This window comes from Frigidibacter sp. MR17.14 (assembly GCF_037095735.1).
In the GTDB taxonomy this organism is placed as follows: Bacteria; Pseudomonadota; Alphaproteobacteria; order Rhodobacterales; family Rhodobacteraceae; genus Frigidibacter.
Genome location: NZ_JBAWKD010000003.1, coordinates 354,884 through 370,147, shown reverse-complemented (window position 1 = coordinate 370,147; position 15,264 = coordinate 354,884). Strand labels below are relative to the sequence as shown.

At 70.8% G+C, this 15,264-nt stretch carries 16 protein-coding genes; 14 read left to right on the top strand and 2 right to left on the bottom strand.

What is annotated here, in order from left to right; all coding sequences use genetic code 11:
- Positions 1-124 precede the first annotated feature (124 nt).
- Positions 125-1,198, top strand: coding sequence for a recombinase RecA (gene recA / locus V8J36_RS10465; protein ID WP_336467232.1), 1,074 nt, complete (start codon positions 125-127; stop codon positions 1,196-1,198).
- A gap of 233 nt (positions 1,199-1,431) precedes the next feature.
- Here recA and V8J36_RS10460 read toward each other — a convergent pair whose 3' ends face one another.
- Positions 1,432-2,679, bottom strand: a complete 1,248-nt coding sequence (locus V8J36_RS10460; protein ID WP_336467231.1) for a cytochrome b/b6 domain-containing protein — start codon at positions 2,677-2,679, stop codon at positions 1,432-1,434.
- A gap of 181 nt (positions 2,680-2,860) precedes the next feature.
- On the opposite strand from V8J36_RS10460, the gene fabD reads away from it, so the two are divergent.
- Positions 2,861-3,805, top strand: a complete 945-nt coding sequence (gene fabD, locus V8J36_RS10455; protein ID WP_336467230.1) for an ACP S-malonyltransferase — start codon at positions 2,861-2,863, stop codon at positions 3,803-3,805.
- A gap of 7 nt (positions 3,806-3,812) precedes the next feature.
- Here the strand turns inward: fabD and V8J36_RS10450 are convergent, their stop codons facing one another.
- Positions 3,813-4,214, bottom strand: coding sequence for a hypothetical protein (locus V8J36_RS10450; protein WP_336467229.1), 402 nt, complete (start codon positions 4,212-4,214; stop codon positions 3,813-3,815).
- 293 nt (positions 4,215-4,507) lie between these two features.
- On the opposite strand from V8J36_RS10450, the gene fabG reads away from it, so the two are divergent.
- The 12 genes from fabG to V8J36_RS10390 all read left to right on the top strand — a co-directional run bounded on the left by fabG (position 4,508) and on the right by V8J36_RS10390 (position 15,214).
- Positions 4,508-5,245, top strand: coding sequence for a 3-oxoacyl-ACP reductase FabG (gene fabG, locus V8J36_RS10445; RefSeq protein ID WP_336467228.1), 738 nt, complete (start codon positions 4,508-4,510; stop codon positions 5,243-5,245).
- 275 nt (positions 5,246-5,520) lie between these two features.
- Entirely contained in the window at positions 5,521-5,754 is a 234-nt protein-coding gene (locus V8J36_RS10440; protein WP_150422503.1) for an acyl carrier protein, read from the top strand.
- Between the two features lie 183 nt (positions 5,755-5,937).
- Complete coding sequence (locus tag V8J36_RS10435) at positions 5,938-6,456, top strand: GNAT family N-acetyltransferase (protein WP_336467227.1); 519 nt, start codon at positions 5,938-5,940, stop codon at positions 6,454-6,456.
- 2 nt (positions 6,457-6,458) lie between these two features.
- A complete protein-coding gene (locus V8J36_RS10430; RefSeq protein WP_336467226.1) occupies positions 6,459-7,412 on the top strand; it encodes an arginase family protein in 954 nt (317 codons plus the stop codon).
- A 48-nt stretch (positions 7,413-7,460) separates the two neighbouring features.
- Entirely contained in the window at positions 7,461-8,726 is a 1,266-nt protein-coding gene (fabF, locus tag V8J36_RS10425) for a beta-ketoacyl-ACP synthase II (RefSeq protein WP_336467225.1), read from the top strand.
- A complete protein-coding gene (gene mltG, locus V8J36_RS10420; RefSeq protein ID WP_336467224.1) occupies positions 8,726-9,919 on the top strand; it encodes an endolytic transglycosylase MltG in 1,194 nt (397 codons plus the stop codon). Before fabF ends, mltG begins: the two co-directional genes overlap by 1 nt.
- Before the next feature lie 311 nt (positions 9,920-10,230).
- Positions 10,231-10,563 carry a hypothetical protein gene (locus V8J36_RS10415; RefSeq protein WP_336467223.1) on the top strand — a complete coding sequence of 111 codons (333 nt, stop codon included), beginning with the start codon at positions 10,231-10,233 and terminating at the stop codon, positions 10,561-10,563.
- A gap of 1 nt (position 10,564) precedes the next feature.
- Positions 10,565-11,866, top strand: coding sequence for a DNA-packaging protein (locus V8J36_RS10410; protein WP_336467556.1), 1,302 nt, complete (start codon positions 10,565-10,567; stop codon positions 11,864-11,866).
- A 152-nt stretch (positions 11,867-12,018) separates the two neighbouring features.
- On the top strand, positions 12,019-13,212 hold the full coding sequence (locus tag V8J36_RS10405) for a phage portal protein (RefSeq protein WP_336467222.1): 1,194 nt from the start codon (positions 12,019-12,021) through the stop codon (positions 13,210-13,212).
- A 7-nt stretch (positions 13,213-13,219) separates the two neighbouring features.
- Positions 13,220-13,462, top strand: coding sequence for a GTA head formation protein, RCAP_rcc01685 family (locus V8J36_RS10400; RefSeq protein WP_336467555.1), 243 nt, complete (start codon positions 13,220-13,222; stop codon positions 13,460-13,462).
- Entirely contained in the window at positions 13,462-14,043 is a 582-nt protein-coding gene (locus tag V8J36_RS10395; RefSeq protein ID WP_336467221.1) for an HK97 family phage prohead protease, read from the top strand. The genes V8J36_RS10400 and V8J36_RS10395 overlap by 1 nt, the downstream gene beginning before the upstream one ends.
- Positions 14,033-15,214: a phage major capsid protein gene (locus V8J36_RS10390; protein WP_336467220.1), complete on the top strand. Its 1,182-nt coding sequence runs from the start codon at positions 14,033-14,035 to the stop codon at positions 15,212-15,214. The genes V8J36_RS10395 and V8J36_RS10390 overlap by 11 nt, the downstream gene beginning before the upstream one ends.
- Positions 15,215-15,264 lie beyond the last annotated feature (50 nt).

The window sequence follows — 15,264 nt, the reverse complement described above, 5'->3', positions numbered from 1 at the left end:
AGGATTGATTTGTTCTCTTTTTGATCTCATAAGAACGAGAACAAGTGCGGAACATAACCCATCTGCCGGCGCCCAGGCGATTGATTGCCGCGGGGGGCGGGCTGTGAAATAAGGATCGGGACCCATGGCAGCGGCGAACCTCTTCGACATGAACGACAAGCGCAACGCGGACAAGCAGAAGGCGCTCGAAAGCGCGCTGGCCCAGATCGAACGGCAGTTCGGCAAGGGCTCGATCATGAAGCTCGGGGCCGACAACCCGGTGATGGAGATCGAGGCGACCTCGACCGGCTCGCTGTCGCTCGACATCGCGCTGGGAATCGGCGGCCTGCCCAAGGGCCGGATCATCGAGATCTACGGGCCCGAAAGCTCGGGCAAGACCACGCTGACGCTGCATGCGGTGGCGGAAGAGCAGAAGAAGGGCGGCGTCTGCGCCTTCGTCGATGCCGAACACGCGCTCGATCCGCAATACGCCAAGAAGCTGGGCGTTAACCTTGACGAACTGCTGATCTCGCAGCCCGACACCGGCGAGCAGGCGCTCGAGATCGTCGACACGCTGGTGCGCTCGGGCGCGGTCAGCATGATCGTCGTCGACTCGGTCGCGGCGCTGACGCCGAAGGCGGAACTCGAAGGCGACATGGGCGACGCGACCGTCGGCGCCCAGGCCCGCCTGATGAGCCAGGCGATGCGCAAGCTGACCGCCTCGATCGGCCGCTCGAACTGCATGGTGATCTTCATCAACCAGATCCGGATGAAGATCGGGGTGATGTTCGGCTCGCCCGAGACCACCACGGGCGGCAACGCGCTGAAGTTCTATGCCTCGGTCCGCCTCGACATCCGCCGCATCGGCTCGATCAAGGACCGCGACGAGGTCGTGGGCAACTCGACCCGGGTGAAGGTGGTGAAGAACAAGGTCGCCCCGCCGTTCAAGCAGGTCGAGTTCGACATCATGTATGGCGAGGGCATCTCGAAGGTCGGCGAGATCGTCGACCTGGGCGTGAAGGCCGGCGTCGTCGAGAAGTCGGGCGCCTGGTATTCCTATGGCGACGAGCGCATCGGCCAGGGCCGCGAGAACGCCAAGCAGTTCCTGCGCGACAACCCGGACGTGGCGATGGCGATCGAGGACAAGATCCGCGCCAGCCACGGGCTCGATTTCGGTGCGAACATGACCGAGGACGGCGACGACGTGATGGAGGCCTGAGGCCCCGGTTCCGCAGATCGACAGGGCGCCCCGCGGGGCGCCCTTTTCGTTTGCTGCCGGTCGATGGGCGGACAGGACCGCCCTCTGCCGGGGGACGGGACGCGGCGCCGAGATCGGCCGAGGGGGCGGCCGTCGGCCCCCCCCGGTGACGGGGTGACGCGACGGCGCCGCCGCTCGCGGAGGATGCAGGTTGGCGGGGCGGGACCGGGGGTCCGCCGCCGCCGGGCTGCGGATCAGCCGCGGGTGGCCGTCAGCGCGACCGAGACGGTGACCGGGAAGCCCACGGTCGCCTCGTCCTTGTAGGTCGGCCCGATGCCCCAGTCGCGGCGGTCGATCATGGTCTGGCCCTGCATCGTCGCGCGATCGCCCTCGACCGTCAGCGTGAAGGGCAGCACCACCGGCATCGCCGTGCCGCGCAGCATCAGGGTGCCGGTCGCCACGAGGTTCGGGCCCGCCGCATCCGGGGCGATGTCGGCGGTGAAGACCGCGGTCGGATGCGCGGTGGCGTCGAAGAACTCGGCCCCCAGCGCCTGGTCGGTCACCGATCCCAGTTTCAGTCCGGTCAGCGGGATCTGCACCTCGACCGAACCTGTGCGCGACGCCTCGTCATAGTCGATGCTGGCGGTCCAGCCGGTGAAGCTGCCGGCAACCTCGGCGCCCATCTGCTTCAGCGACAGGCCAAGCGTGCCCTCGGTCACCGTCCAGGGATGCGCACCGGCCTCGCTGCCCGCGGCATCCGGCACGGCCTCTTGCACAGCGCCCGGCACGGCAGCCGGCTGGCTGACCGCGGCGGTGGTGCTGTCGGCGGGGGCCGCGGGTTCGGGCGTCGGCCCGCCCAGCGCGATGCCCAGCACCGCCAGCCAGACGCCGACCGCCGTCAGCGCGGGCGTCGCCGAGTGCCCGCCCGCCGGGGCCACCGGCCCGCGGCCGTTCACCATCCGCGCGAGCGTCCCGTCGCGTTCGAGCACCGCGTGCTTGAGCGCTCCCAGCACATGCAGGCCGATCGCGCCATACAGCACCAGCGCCGACAGCTTGTGCACGCCGTTCGCGGCATGGGCCACGGCCTCGGACTTCGGCACGAAGGGCAGGTCCTGCGGCAGCGGCCAGAGGATCGGCGCGAAGCCGGTCAGCGCCGAATGGTAGATCCAGCCCGACAGCGGCATCACCAGCATCGCGCCGTACAGCGCCCAGTGCACGAGGTCGGCAAGGAAGGTCTCGGCCCGGCGCTCGGGGTGCAGGGCGCCGGGGCGCGACTGGGTCAGCGCCCAGAGGATCCGCGCCAGCGCCAGGAAGAAGGCGGTGACGCCAAGGGTCTTGTGCAGCGAGTAGATGCGTGCGACCGCGGCCACCTCGTCGCCGGTGGCGCGCGGCAGGTCCTCGCCGTAAAGCGCAAGGCCGATCGCGGTCAGGATCACGAGCGCGGTCAGCCAGTGCAGGGTGCGGGCGACGGCGCCGTAACCTGTCGGGGAGTTCGAGAGCATGGAGGGTTCCGGAGAAGGGATCGTTCGGGGACCGAAGATACGCGATCCGGGCCGATGTCGGAAAGCATCCGCGCCCGCACAGCGCTTGTGCGGGGCGGGGCCGCACCTGACGGGGAGTTGTCTCGACCGTGATCGGGGTTTATGGGCGGGGGAACGACAGGCGCTTGCAGGAGAAAGTTTCATGACCCGTGCATTCGTGTTCCCCGGACAGGGAGCCCAGGCGATCGGCATGGGCCGCGCGCTGGCCGAGGCCTGGCCCGAGGCCCGCGCCGTCTTCGACGAGGTCGATGCCGCGCTGGGCGAAAAGCTCTCGGCGCTGATCTGGGAGGGCGACATCGAGACGCTGACCCTGACCGAGAACGCCCAGCCCGCGCTGATGGCGACCTCGATGGCGGCGATGCGCGCGCTGGCGGCCGAGGGGATCGAGGTGACCGACGCGGCCTATGTCGCCGGCCATTCGCTGGGCGAATATTCGGCGCTCTGCGCGGCGGGTGCGCTGGGGCTGTCGGACACGGCGCGGCTGCTGCGGCTGCGCGGGCGCTCGATGCAAAGCGCGGTGCCGGTGGGCATCGGCGCGATGGCGGCGCTGCTTGGGCTGGATTTCGCCGCGGCTGACGAGGTGGCCCGCGAAGCCGTGGCTACCGGTCCGCGCGGCGAGATCTGCCAGGCGGCGAACGATAACGATCCCGCGCAGGTGGTGATCTCGGGCCACAAGGCCGCAGTCGAGCGGGCGGTCGAAATCGCCAAGGCGAAGGGCGCCAAGCGCGCGATCCTGCTGCCGGTGTCCGCCCCCTTCCATTGCGCGCTGATGCAGCCCGCGGCCGAGGCGATGCGCGAGGCGCTGGCCGGCGTGGCGATCGCCGCGCCGCGGGTGCCGGTGGTGGCCAATGTCACCGCCGCCCCGGTCGAAAGCCCCGACGAGATCCGCGATCTGCTGGTGCGCCAGGTCACCGGCTCGGTCCGCTGGCGCGAGAGCGTGAGCTGGATGGCCGGCCCCGGCGGCGTCACCGAGTTCTGGGAGATCGGCGCCGGCAAGGCCCTGTCGGGGATGGTCAAGCGCATCGCCAAGGAAGCTGCGACCCGCGCCATCGGCACCCCCGAAGACGTGGCCGCCGCCAAGGGCTGAGGCCGGATCAGGCGCTCTGCTGGTCTCCGCCGTGCAGCAGGCGCGCGCGGTGGCCGGCGAAGACCGCGTCGAGCCAGGTGAAGAGCTGCTCGATCGTGGTCGCGGCCGTGATTTCGTAGCAGGCGACGCCCGCCCGCTCGAGCAGGCGGCGGCTGGCATTCCAGCGCCATTCCCGGTCGATCTCGGGATTGCCGGCGGCGATCTCGAGCGCCGCGACCGGCAGGCCCGCGGCATCGAGCACCACGAGGTCGACGCGGTGGCGCAGCGCGCGCTCGGACCCGTCGCGGGTTTCCAGGATCTTCTTCAGGGCCAGCTGCGGGGCGAGCCGCAGCCCGGGGCCCAGCTCTGCCAGCGCGATGTCGAGCATGCGCGTCCAGTCGAGTTCGGCCGGGCTGAAGGCCGCGCGCATCCGCACGTCCTGACCCGTGGCCGTTCCGGGGGCCGAAGTCGCGGCGGCCGCCGGCATGGTGACGGAGGGCGGGGCGAATGTCGCGGCGGCGTGGCGGTCCGGCCGGCGTTTCGAAGAGCGGGTCGCAGGAGGATTTGAGGGGCGGCGGGGCATTCGTCGTATCCGGGCACTGGCAGGGGCGGCCGCGGCGGCCGTGTCGCGGACCCTGCCCGGGGAATGCGGCGAAAGGAAGGTCCTGCTGGTGCGAGGGTCGGGCGCCTGCTAAGGGGCGCGCGACGATCAAGGAGACGGACATGTTCGATCTGACCGGAAAATCGGCGCTGGTGACCGGCGCCTCTGGCGGCATCGGCGCCGCCATCGCCCGCGCCCTGCATGGGGCGGGCGCGAGCGTCGCCCTGTCGGGCACGCGCACCGGCCCGCTGGAAGAGCTGGCGGCCGAACTGGGCGGGCGCGCCCATGTGCTGGCCTGCAACCTGTCGGACGCGGCCGCGGTCGAGGCGCTGCCCAAGCAGGCGGCCGAGGCGATGGGCGCGGTCGACATCCTGGTGAACAACGCCGGCATCACCCGCGACAACCTGTTCATGCGGATGTCGGACGAGGAATGGCAGTCGGTGATCGACGTCAACCTGACCTCGACCTTCCGGCTGTGCCGCGGCGTGCTGCGCGGCATGATGAAGGCGCGCTGGGGCCGCATCGTGAACATCTCGTCGGTGGTCGGCGCGACCGGGAATCCGGGGCAGGGCAACTATGCCGCCGCCAAGGCCGGCATGGTCGGCATGTCGAAGTCGCTGGCCTACGAGGTCGCCTCGCGCGGGATCACCGTGAACTGCATCGCGCCGGGCTTCATCGCGACCGCGATGACCGACAAGCTGAACGACGAGCAGAAGGGCAAGATCCTGGGCCAGATCCCGGCCGGGCGCATGGGCGCCTCGGACGAGATCGCGGCCGCGGCGCTGTACCTTGCCTCGGCCGAGGCGGGCTATGTCACCGGCACCACGCTGCATGTGAACGGCGGCATGGCGATGGTCTGACGGCCGGTAACAGGGGCCGCAACAGGGTCGGGGGGCCGACGCGGCCCCCCGCGCCCCCCCGGTCCGGGTGCCCCTGCCGGAAGGCGCGCAAGGGGCGAGGGATTTGGCGCTTGCGAAAGCGTTTGCCTTCATATCAGTGTGTGCTATAGGCGCGCCGACCCCGGGGGCCAGCCCCCGGTTGCCCCGTTCCCGGGGCTCTTGACCGCCCCGGTCCCGGATGGGATAGGGCAATCGGAACGGACAGGGCCCCAAGGCCCGCTTTATGAGGACAGGACATGAGCGATATCGCTGATCGCGTGAAGAAGATCGTCGTCGAGCATCTCGGCGTCGAAGAGGACAAGGTGACCGAGAACGCCTCGTTCATCGACGATCTGGGCGCGGACAGCCTCGACACCGTCGAGCTGGTCATGGCTTTCGAGGAAGAGTTCGGCATCGAGATCCCGGACGACGCTGCCGAGACCATCCAGACCTTCGGCGACGCCGTGAAATTCATCTCGGAAGCCGCCTGATCCTTTCAGGATCGCGCTTTCGCGGACGACATCGCTTGCGGCGCCCCCATCCGGGGGCGCCGTTTGCATTCGGGGGGGGCGGGTCGCGGTGGAACGGGGCTCTGCCCCCGGCTTCTGCGGAGCCTCCCCCGGGATATTTGGACCAATGCGAAAGCCGGAACGGGTCGGCGGAAAGGTGATGCGATGAGCCCTGGGGCTGCCCCCCGCCTCGAGACGCCGCGGCTGGTGCTGCGCGCGCTGGTCGCCGCGGATTTCGACGATTACGCGGCGCTCTGGTCGGATCCCGAGGTGACGGCCCATGTCGGCGGCACCCGCGATGCCGACCGCAGCTGGAGTTCGTTCCTGCTCTGCGCCGGGTTCTGGCCGCTCTTCGGGCACGGGATCTGGGCGGTGACCCGGCGCGAGGACGGCGGCTTCTTGGGCCATATCGGCTTCATGCGGGCGCGGCGGGGGCTGCACGGGCTCGACGAGGTGCCGGAATGCGGCTGGATGCTGCAGCGCAAGGCGCAAGGCCTGGGCTATGGGCGCGAGGCGGCCGAGGCGGTGCACCGCTGGTATGACGCGGCGGGCTTCGGACGCAGCTTCGTGATGATCGAACCGCGCCATGCCGGGTCGATCCGGCTGGCCAAGGGGCTGGGATACCGTCATCTTCGCGACGACCGCTTCGGCGGCGACGCGGTGGTGCTGCTGGCGAGGGACTGAGGATGACGGGGGCAGGCAAGGGCGCGGAGTCGGCGCTTGGGCGGATGTTCGGGGCGGATGGGGGCACGACCTTCATGGGTCTGCCCGCGGGCGATCTCGAGGGGTTCGCCGGCGGCGTCGCGCTGATCGGCGCGGGGGCCTGCACCTCTTATGCCAGCGTCGGCGCCTATTGCGCGGGCGCGCCGGCGGCGATCCGCGCCGCCTCGCGCCGCTATGCCGCGAACCTGACCCACATGAACTTCGACCTCGGCGGACCGGTGATCCCCGAGGGTGCGACGGTCACCGATGTTGGCGACCTGCCGCAGGTCGATGGCGAGGGCGCGGCGAACCGGGCGCGGATCGCGGCGGCGGTGGCGAAGGTCGTGGCCTGCGGCGGGGTGCCGGTGATCCTTGGCGGCGACGATTCCATCCCGACGCCGATGCTGGCCGAACTGGGGCCAGAGCCGCTGTGGATCCTGCAGATCGACGCCCATATCGACTGGCGCGATGCGGTGGATGGCGAGCCGCTGGGGCTGAGCTCGACCATGCGGCGCGCCTCCGAGATGGCGCATGTCGCGGGGATCGTGCAGGTGGGGCAACGCGGCATCGGTTCCGCCCGGGTCGGCGACGTGGCCGATGCCCGCGCCTGGGGCGCGAGCTTCGTGCCGGCGCAGGAGGTCGCGCGCGAGGGGATCGGCCGGGCGCTGGCGATGATCCCCGAGGGGGCGCGGATCGCACTGTGCCTCGATTGCGACGCGATCGATCCTGCGGTGATGCCGGCGGTTATCGCGCGCACCGCGGGCGGCCTGTCCTACTGGGACGTGCTGGGCCTTGTCGAGGGCGCGGCGGCCCGCGGTCGGATCGTCGCCGCGGACATGGTCGAGTTCATGCCCGAAGCCGATATCGACGGTCAGGGCGCGCTGGTGGCCGCGCAGCTTCTGGCCGCGATCCTTGGGATTGTTGCGCGACAGGGGTAGAGAGGCTATCAGGGCGGCCACGAGAGCTTACACGGAACGGAGAAGCCCATGCGTCGGGTCGTCGTCACTGGTCTTGGCATGGTCACCCCGCTCGCCTGCGGCGTCGAGGAGACCTGGTCGCGTCTGTTGGACGGGCAGTCGGGCGCGGGCCCGATCACCCGCTTCGATGCGACGAACGTCGCCACGAAATACGCCTGCGAGATTCCGCTGGGCGATGGCACCAACGGCACCTTCAATCCCGACGACTGGATGGAGCCGAAGGACCGCCGCAAGGTCGACGACTTCATCCTGTACGGCATCGCCGCCGCCGATCAGGCCGTCGCGGATTCGGGCTGGAAGCCCGCGACCGAGGAAGAGTTCGAGCGCACCGGCGTCATGATCGGCGCGGGCATCGGCGGGCTGAACTCGATCGCCGAGACCGCCGTCCTGATCAAGGAGAAGGGCGTGCGCCGCGTCTCGCCGTTCTTCATTCCGGGCGCGCTGATCAACCTCGTGTCCGGGCAGGTCTCGATCAAGCACGGCTACAAGGGGCCGAACCACGCGGTGGTCACCGCCTGCTCGACCGGGGCGCATGCCATCGGCGACGCGGCGCGGCTGATCGGCTTCGGCGATGCCGATGTGATGATCGCCGGCGGCACCGAAAGCCCGATCTGCGAGATCGGCGTCGCGGGCTTCAACGCCTGCAAGGCGCTGTCGACCAAGCGCGCCGACGATCCGAAAGCCGCCTCGCGTCCCTATGACGCCGACCGCGATGGCTTCGTCATGGGCGAAGGCGCGGGCGTGGTCGTGCTCGAGGAATACGAGCACGCCAAGGCCCGCGGCGCGAAGATCTATGCCGAGGTGCTGGGTTACGGGCTTTCGGGCGACGCCTATCACATCACCGCGCCCTCCGAGGACGGTGACGGCGGCTTCCGCGCGATGAAGGCCGCGCTGAAGCGCGCGGGGATCACCCCGGACCAGATCGACTACATCAACGCCCACGGCACCTCGACCATGGCCGACACGATCGAGCTTGGCGCGGTCGAGCGTCTGCTGGGCGACGAGGCCGCGTCGAAGGCCACGATGTCCTCGACCAAATCCTCGATCGGGCACCTGCTGGGCGCGGCCGGCGCGGTCGAGGCGATCTTCTGCATCCTCGCGATCCGTGACCAGATCGCGCCGCCGACGATCAACCTCGACAACCCGGCGGTGACGCCGAAGCTGGACCTCGCCCCGAACAAGGCGGTGAAGCGCAAGATCGACATCGCGCTGTCGAACAGCTTCGGCTTCGGCGGCACCAATGCCTCGCTGGTGCTGGGCAAGGTGACCGGCTGATGTGGCGCGCGATCGCCTCGAACTTCCTGACGCTGGCCATCGTCATCCTGGTGGCGGTGGGCGGCGTGATCGCCTGGGGGCAGCGTCAGTATGTCGACGCGGGCCCGCTGGCGAATCCGGTCTGCCTGCGTGTCGAGCCCGGCTCGAGCATGGGGCGGGTGTCGGACAATCTGGAAGCGCAGGGGGCGATCTCGTCGGGCTACATCTTCCGCGTCGGCGCGGATTACGAGAAGAAGTCCGGCCAGCTGAAGGCGGGGTCGTTCCTGGTGCCGGCCGGCGCCTCGATGCAGTCGATCGTCGATCTGGTGACGCGCGGCGGCCAGTCGACCTGCGGCACCGAGATCAACTATCGCATCGGCGTGCTGATGGCCGAGGTGGTGGTGCGCGAGCTTGACGCGGCGACGAACCGCTATGTCGAGAAGGTGAAGTTCAACCCCGCGACCGAGGCCGCCCCCGATGCCTATCGCGCGGTGGCCGAGGATGGCGACACCCGGCTGCGGGTGACGCTGGCCGAGGGCGCGACCTCGTGGCAGGTGGTCGATGCGCTCAAGCGCGCCGACTTCCTGGCGGGCGAGCCGGGCGAAGTTCCGGCCGAAGGGATGCTGGCGCCCGACAGCTACGAGGTGAAGCGCGGCGAGCCGCGGGCCGACCTGCTGGCCGAGATGCAGCGCCGGCAGGAGGCCGTGCTGGCCGAGGCCTGGGCGAACCGCGCGCAGAGCCTGCCCTATGACACGCCGGAAGAGGCGCTGATCATGGCCTCGCTGGTCGAGAAGGAGACCGGCGTCGCGACCGAGCGCGGGCGGGTGGCGAGCGTGTTCCTGAACCGTCTGGAACAGGGGATGCGGCTGCAGACCGACCCGACGGTGATCTATGGCATCACCAAGGGCCAGGGCGCGCTGGGCCGCGGCATCCGCGCGAGCGAGCTGCGCCGGCCCACGCCCTACAACACCTACCAGATCGACGGGCTGCCGCCGGGGCCGATCGCCAACCCGGGCCGCGAGTCGATCCGGGCGGCGCTGAACCCCGATCAGACCGATTTCCTGTATTTCGTCGCCGATGGCAGCGGCGGCCATGCCTTCGCCCGGACGCTGGACGAGCACAATCAGAACGTGCGGAAGTGGCGCGAGATCGAGGCGAGCCGCGGCGAAAGCGATCAGGGCGGCACACAGACCGGCACCCAGACCGGGAACTGACGTTAACTGTTTTTCGAGACGAGAAGCGCGGTAATCCGGTGGGTTGCCGCGCTTTCTTCATTCGAGATGCGAACATTCCCTAACGGCTCGCGCGCCGGGTGTTGCGCAACCCCAAGGCGACAAACTTGATCCGGCGAACGCCCCGTGGCATATCTTTTGGCACGCTGGACATGGTGGGTTCGGCAGGCAGGGCAACGGCCCGGGATCTTCCCGAGGCCGTTTTTTGCTGCCTGGCCGCCGGACCCGAGGGACCGCGGGGGACCGCTCCGGCGAAGCCGGGCGCGGCTGCCTTCGCTGAAGGGGGGTGCCCGGTGGATGAACCGGTGTTCAGGCCGGGGGGCGGCAGGGACCTGCCGCTGCCCGGCTCGCTTCTGGCCGAGACGGCCGAGCTTTACGACGACGCCGCGCGAAGCCTTTTCGCGGTGCTGCGCGAGATCAAGCAGGGAGACACGGCCCGGGCCCGCGAGGCCCAGGCCGCGGTGCGCGAGCTGAAGGCCGCGTTCCAGCTTGCCATGGAGGAGAGGTCACGTGTCGAGAAGCTTGGACGGGATGCCGCAGGACAGCTTCGAGAGCAGACGCTCGATTTCGACGCCGCTCGGGCTGAGATCGGGCGCCGCCTGGCTGTCCTGCGCGACGGAAGATGAGATCGAGGGGTTTCTCGGCGGGCTGTCGGACGCGAGCCTGATGGCGCTGCCCTGGCTCTTCGAGTTCTGGGCGCTGCCCCACCAGCTGCCGCCCGGAGGCGCTTGGCGGACCTGGGCCATTCTGGGGGGGCGCGGCGCCGGCAAGACGCGGGCCGGGGCGGAATGGGTGCGGGCGCAGGTCGAGGGCGCGCGGCCCGGCGATCCGGGGCAGGCGAAGCGGGTGGCGCTTCTGGCCGAGACCTATGACCAGGGCCGCGACGTGATGGTCTTCGGCGACAGCGGGATCCTCGCCTGCTCGCCCCCCGACCGCCGCCCGGCCTGGGAGGCGACGCGGCGGCGGCTGGTCTGGCCGAATGGCGCGGTGGCGACGGTGCATTCGGCGCAGGAGCCCGATGCGCTGCGCGGGCCGCAGTTCGACGCGGCCTGGGTCGACGAGCTGGCGAAATGGAAGAAGGGGGCCGAGGCCTGGGACATGCTGCAGTTCGCTCTGCGCCTTGGGCCCCATCCGCAGCAGGTGGTGACGACGACGCCGAAGAATGTCGACGTGCTGAAGGCGGTGCTGCGCAACCCCTCGACGGTGACGACCCATGCGCCGACCGAGGCGAACCGGGCGCATCTGGCGGCCTCGTTCCTGGCCGAGGTCGAGGCGCGCTATGGCGGCACGCGGCTGGGCCGGCAGGAGCTGCAGGGCGAGCTGATCGAGGATGTCGAGGGCGCGCTCTGGACCACCGAGATGCTCGAGGCCGCGCGGGCCGAGACACCGCCGCGGCTCGACCGGATCGTGGTGGCGGTGGACCCGCCGGCCTCGGGCAAGACCAGCTCGGACGCCTGCGGGATCGTGGTCGCGGGGGTCGAGATCCGGGGGGCGGCGCCGCAGGACTGGCGGATCTGGGTGCTCGAGGATGCCTCGCTGTCGGCGGCGGGTCCGCGGGCTTGGGCCGACGCCGCGGTGGCGGCGGCGCGGCGGCATGGCGCGGCGCGGCTGGTGGCCGAGGTGAACCAGGGCGGCGACATGGTCGAGACGATGATCCGCCAGGTCGATGCGCATGTGCCCTACCGCGCGGTGCGTGCTGCGGTCGGCAAGGCCGCGCGGGCCGAGCCGGTGGCGGCGCTTTATGAACAGGGCCGGGTGCGGCACCTGCGCGGGCTCTCGCGGCTGGAAGAGCAGATGTGCCGGATGGCGCGGCACGGCTATCAGGGCAAGGGCTCGCCCGACCGGGTCGATGCGCTGGTCTGGGCGGTGCAGGAGCTGCTGTTCGACGCGGGCGGGCGGCAGGGCGACCCGCGGGTGCGCGGGATCTGAAGCGATGAAGGGGGGGCGCTGCCCCCCGGCTCCTCACGGAGCCTCCCCCCGGGATATTTTGACCAATGCGAACGGGCTTTCGCATTGGCGGAAATATCCCGGGGGTCCGGGGGCAGCGCCCCCGGCCTTGTCACGGATTTCTGGAGAGCGACATGGCATTCGGGATCTTCCGTCGCGGGCGCGGCGGGGAGGGCGCGGGCGCGCCCGAGCAGAAGGCCTCGGCCACCGGTCGGGTGATCGCGCGCAGTCTCAGTGGGCGGGCGGTCTGGGGGCCGCGCGACGCAGCCAGCCTGACGCGCGCCGGCTTCACCGGCAATCCGATAGGCTTCCGCTCTGTCCGGCTGATCGCCGAGGCGGCGGCGGCGCTGCCGGTGCTGGCGCGCGATTGCGGGGGCCCCGGGGCTGCGCGGCTGGTCGAGCATCCGGCGCTGGCGCTTCTGGCGCGGCCGAACGCGGGCCAGGGGCGGGCCGAGTTCCTAGAGGCGCTGTTCGGCCAGCTTCTGCTGACCGGCAACGCCTATGTCGAGGCGGTGGGCGAGCCGGGTGCCGGGCTGCCGGTCGAGCTGCATGTGCTGCGCTCGGACCGGGTGTCGCTGGTGCCGGGGGCGGATGGCTGGCCGGTGGCCTGCGACTATACCGTGGGTGGGCGGGTGCATCGCTTCGACATGGGCGGCAGTCCCGACCCGATCTGCCATATCCGCAGCTTCCATCCGGCGGACGATCACTATGGGCTTTCGCCGATGCAGGCGGCTGCGGTGGCGGTCGAGGTGCACAATGCCGCGAGCGCCTGGTCGAAGGCGCTGCTCGACAATGCCGCGCGGCCCTCGGGCGCGATCGTTTATGGCGGGCCGGACGGCACCGGGCATCTGAGCCCCGAGCAGTACGACCGGCTGGTGAGCGAGATGGAGCTGCATCACCAGGGCGCGCGCAATGCCGGGCGGCCGATGCTGCTGGAGGGCGGGCTCGACTGGAAGCCGATGGGATTCTCGCCCTCGGACATGGAGTTCCACGAGACGAAGCTGGCGGCCGCGCGCGAGATCGCGCTGGCCTTCGGGGTGCCGCCGATGCTGCTGGGGATCCCGGGCGATGCGACCTATGCCAATTACGCCGAGGCGCACCGGGCCTTCTACCGCCTGACGGTGCTGCCGCTGGCGTCCCGCGTGCTGGCGGCGCTGGCGCATTGGCTGGGGACTTGGGGGGCGGCGATCGACCTGGCCCCCGATCCCGACCGGATCCCGGCGCTGGCCGAGGAGCGCGACCGCGAGTGGCGCCGCATCGGCGAGGCGCTGTTCCTGACCGCGGCCGAGAAGCGCGTGCTTCTGGGCCTGCCCCCGGCGGCGGAGTGAGCCGGTGATGGAGGGGGGATCGCGCTATCTCAAGGCGCCCTTCGAGGTGCACGAGCAGCGGTTCGAGGCGACCGAGCGGATCATGGAGATCCAGTTCGCCGCCGTCGAGCGCCGGCTGGAACGGATCGAGACGCTGATCGAGCGGCTGGAGCGGCGGCTTTGGGTCACCGTCTACGGCGTGGTCGCCGTGGTGCTGGTGCAGGGGGTGCAGTCGCTTCTGGACCTCGCGCCCGGAAAAGGGGGGCTCTGATGGAGCTGGAACGGAAATTCCTGGGCGCCGGCGCGGGGTTGCGGCTGGGTGACGAGCTGGTCGCGGAGGGCGCGGTGATCGAGGGCTACGCCTCGCTCTTCGGGGTACCCGATCGCGGCGGCGATGTGGTGGCGGCGGGGGCCTACCGCGCCTCGCTTTCGCGGATGGCGCAGCGCGGGGGCCGGGTGAAGATGCTCTGGCAGCATGACCCCCTCCAGCCGATCGGCGTCTGGGACGAGGTGGTCGAGGATGCGCGCGGGCTGCGCGTCCGCGGCCGGCTGCTCGACGCCGTCGCGCGGGGCCGCGAGGCGGCGGCGCTGGTGAAGGCCGGCGCGCTCGACGGGCTGTCGATCGGCTATCGCACCGTCGCCTCCACCGCCGAGGGGCGGGGGCGGCGGCTGGTCGAGATCGACCTGTGGGAAATCTCGCTCGTCACCTTCCCGATGCTGGGCGAGGCGCGGGTCGCGGCCAAGGCCGCCGCACCCGAGGACGGCTGGGCGGCGCTGGCCGCGGTTCTGGAACGGGGGCGCGCGGCGCTGGTCGCGCAGGGCCCGCAAGAGGGAGCACGACATGACGGATGACGGTGCGACCGGGGCCGATGCCCCGGCTGTGGAACGTGCGGGCGCGGCGATGGCGGGGTTCCTCTCGGCCTTCGGCGCCTTCCGCGACGGGATCGAAACGCGGCTCAAACAACAGGACGAGCGACTGACCATGCTGGATCGCAAGAGCACCCCCCCGCGCCGCCCGGCGCTGTCCGCCGCCGTGGCCGAGGAGCCGCTGCACCTGAAGGCCTTCGGCGCCTATCTGCGCTCGGGCGATGACGACGGCCTGCGCGGCCTCGTGCTCGAGGGCAAGGGCATGACCACCGCGGTGGCGGCCGACGGCGGCTATCTGGTCGACCCGCAGACCTCGGAGACCATCCGCTCGGTCCTGCGCTCGACCGCCTCGCTGCGCCGGCTGGCGAGCGTGGTCAATGTCGAGGCCACCAGCTTCGACGTGCTGATCGACCGCACCGATCTGGGCGCCGGCTGGGCGACCGAGACCGCGGCCCTGACCGAGACCGCGACGCCGCTGATCGAGCGGATCTCGATCCCGCTCTACGAGCTGTCGGCGATGCCGAAGGCCAGCCAGCGGCTGCTGGACGATTCCGCCTTCGACATCGAGGGCTGGCTGGCCGCGCGCATCGCCGAGAAATTCTCGCGCGCCGAGGGGGCGGCCTTCGTCTCGGGCGATGGCATCGACAAGCCGAAGGGCTTCCTTGCCCATCCGGCGGTGGCCAATGCCAGCTGGGCCTGGGGATCGCTGGGTTATGTGGCGACCGGGGCGGCGGGCGATTTCGCCACCTCGAACGCCTCCGACGCGATCGTCGACCTGGTCTATGCGCTGAACGCCGAGTACCGCGCCAACGGCGCCTTCGTGATGAATTCGAAGACCGCGGGCGCGGTGCGCAAGATGAAGGATGCCGACGGGCGCTTCCTGTGGTCGGACGGGCTGGCCGAGGGCGAGCCGGCGCGGCTGATGGGCTATCCGGTGCTGATCGCCGAGGATATGCCCGACATCGGCGCGAATGCCTATGCGCTGGCCTTCGGCGACTTCGCGAGCGGCTACACCATCGCGGAGCGGCCCGACATCCGCATCCTGCGCGACCCGTTCTCGGCCAAGCCGCATGTGCTGTTCTATGCCTCGAAGCGCGTGGGCGGCGATGTCAGCGATTTCGCGGCGATCAAGCTGCTGAAATTCGCCGTCAGCTGACGGCGGCGAGGGGCGCGCGCCGGGCGGCGGGGGCAATCCGGCGCGCGCCC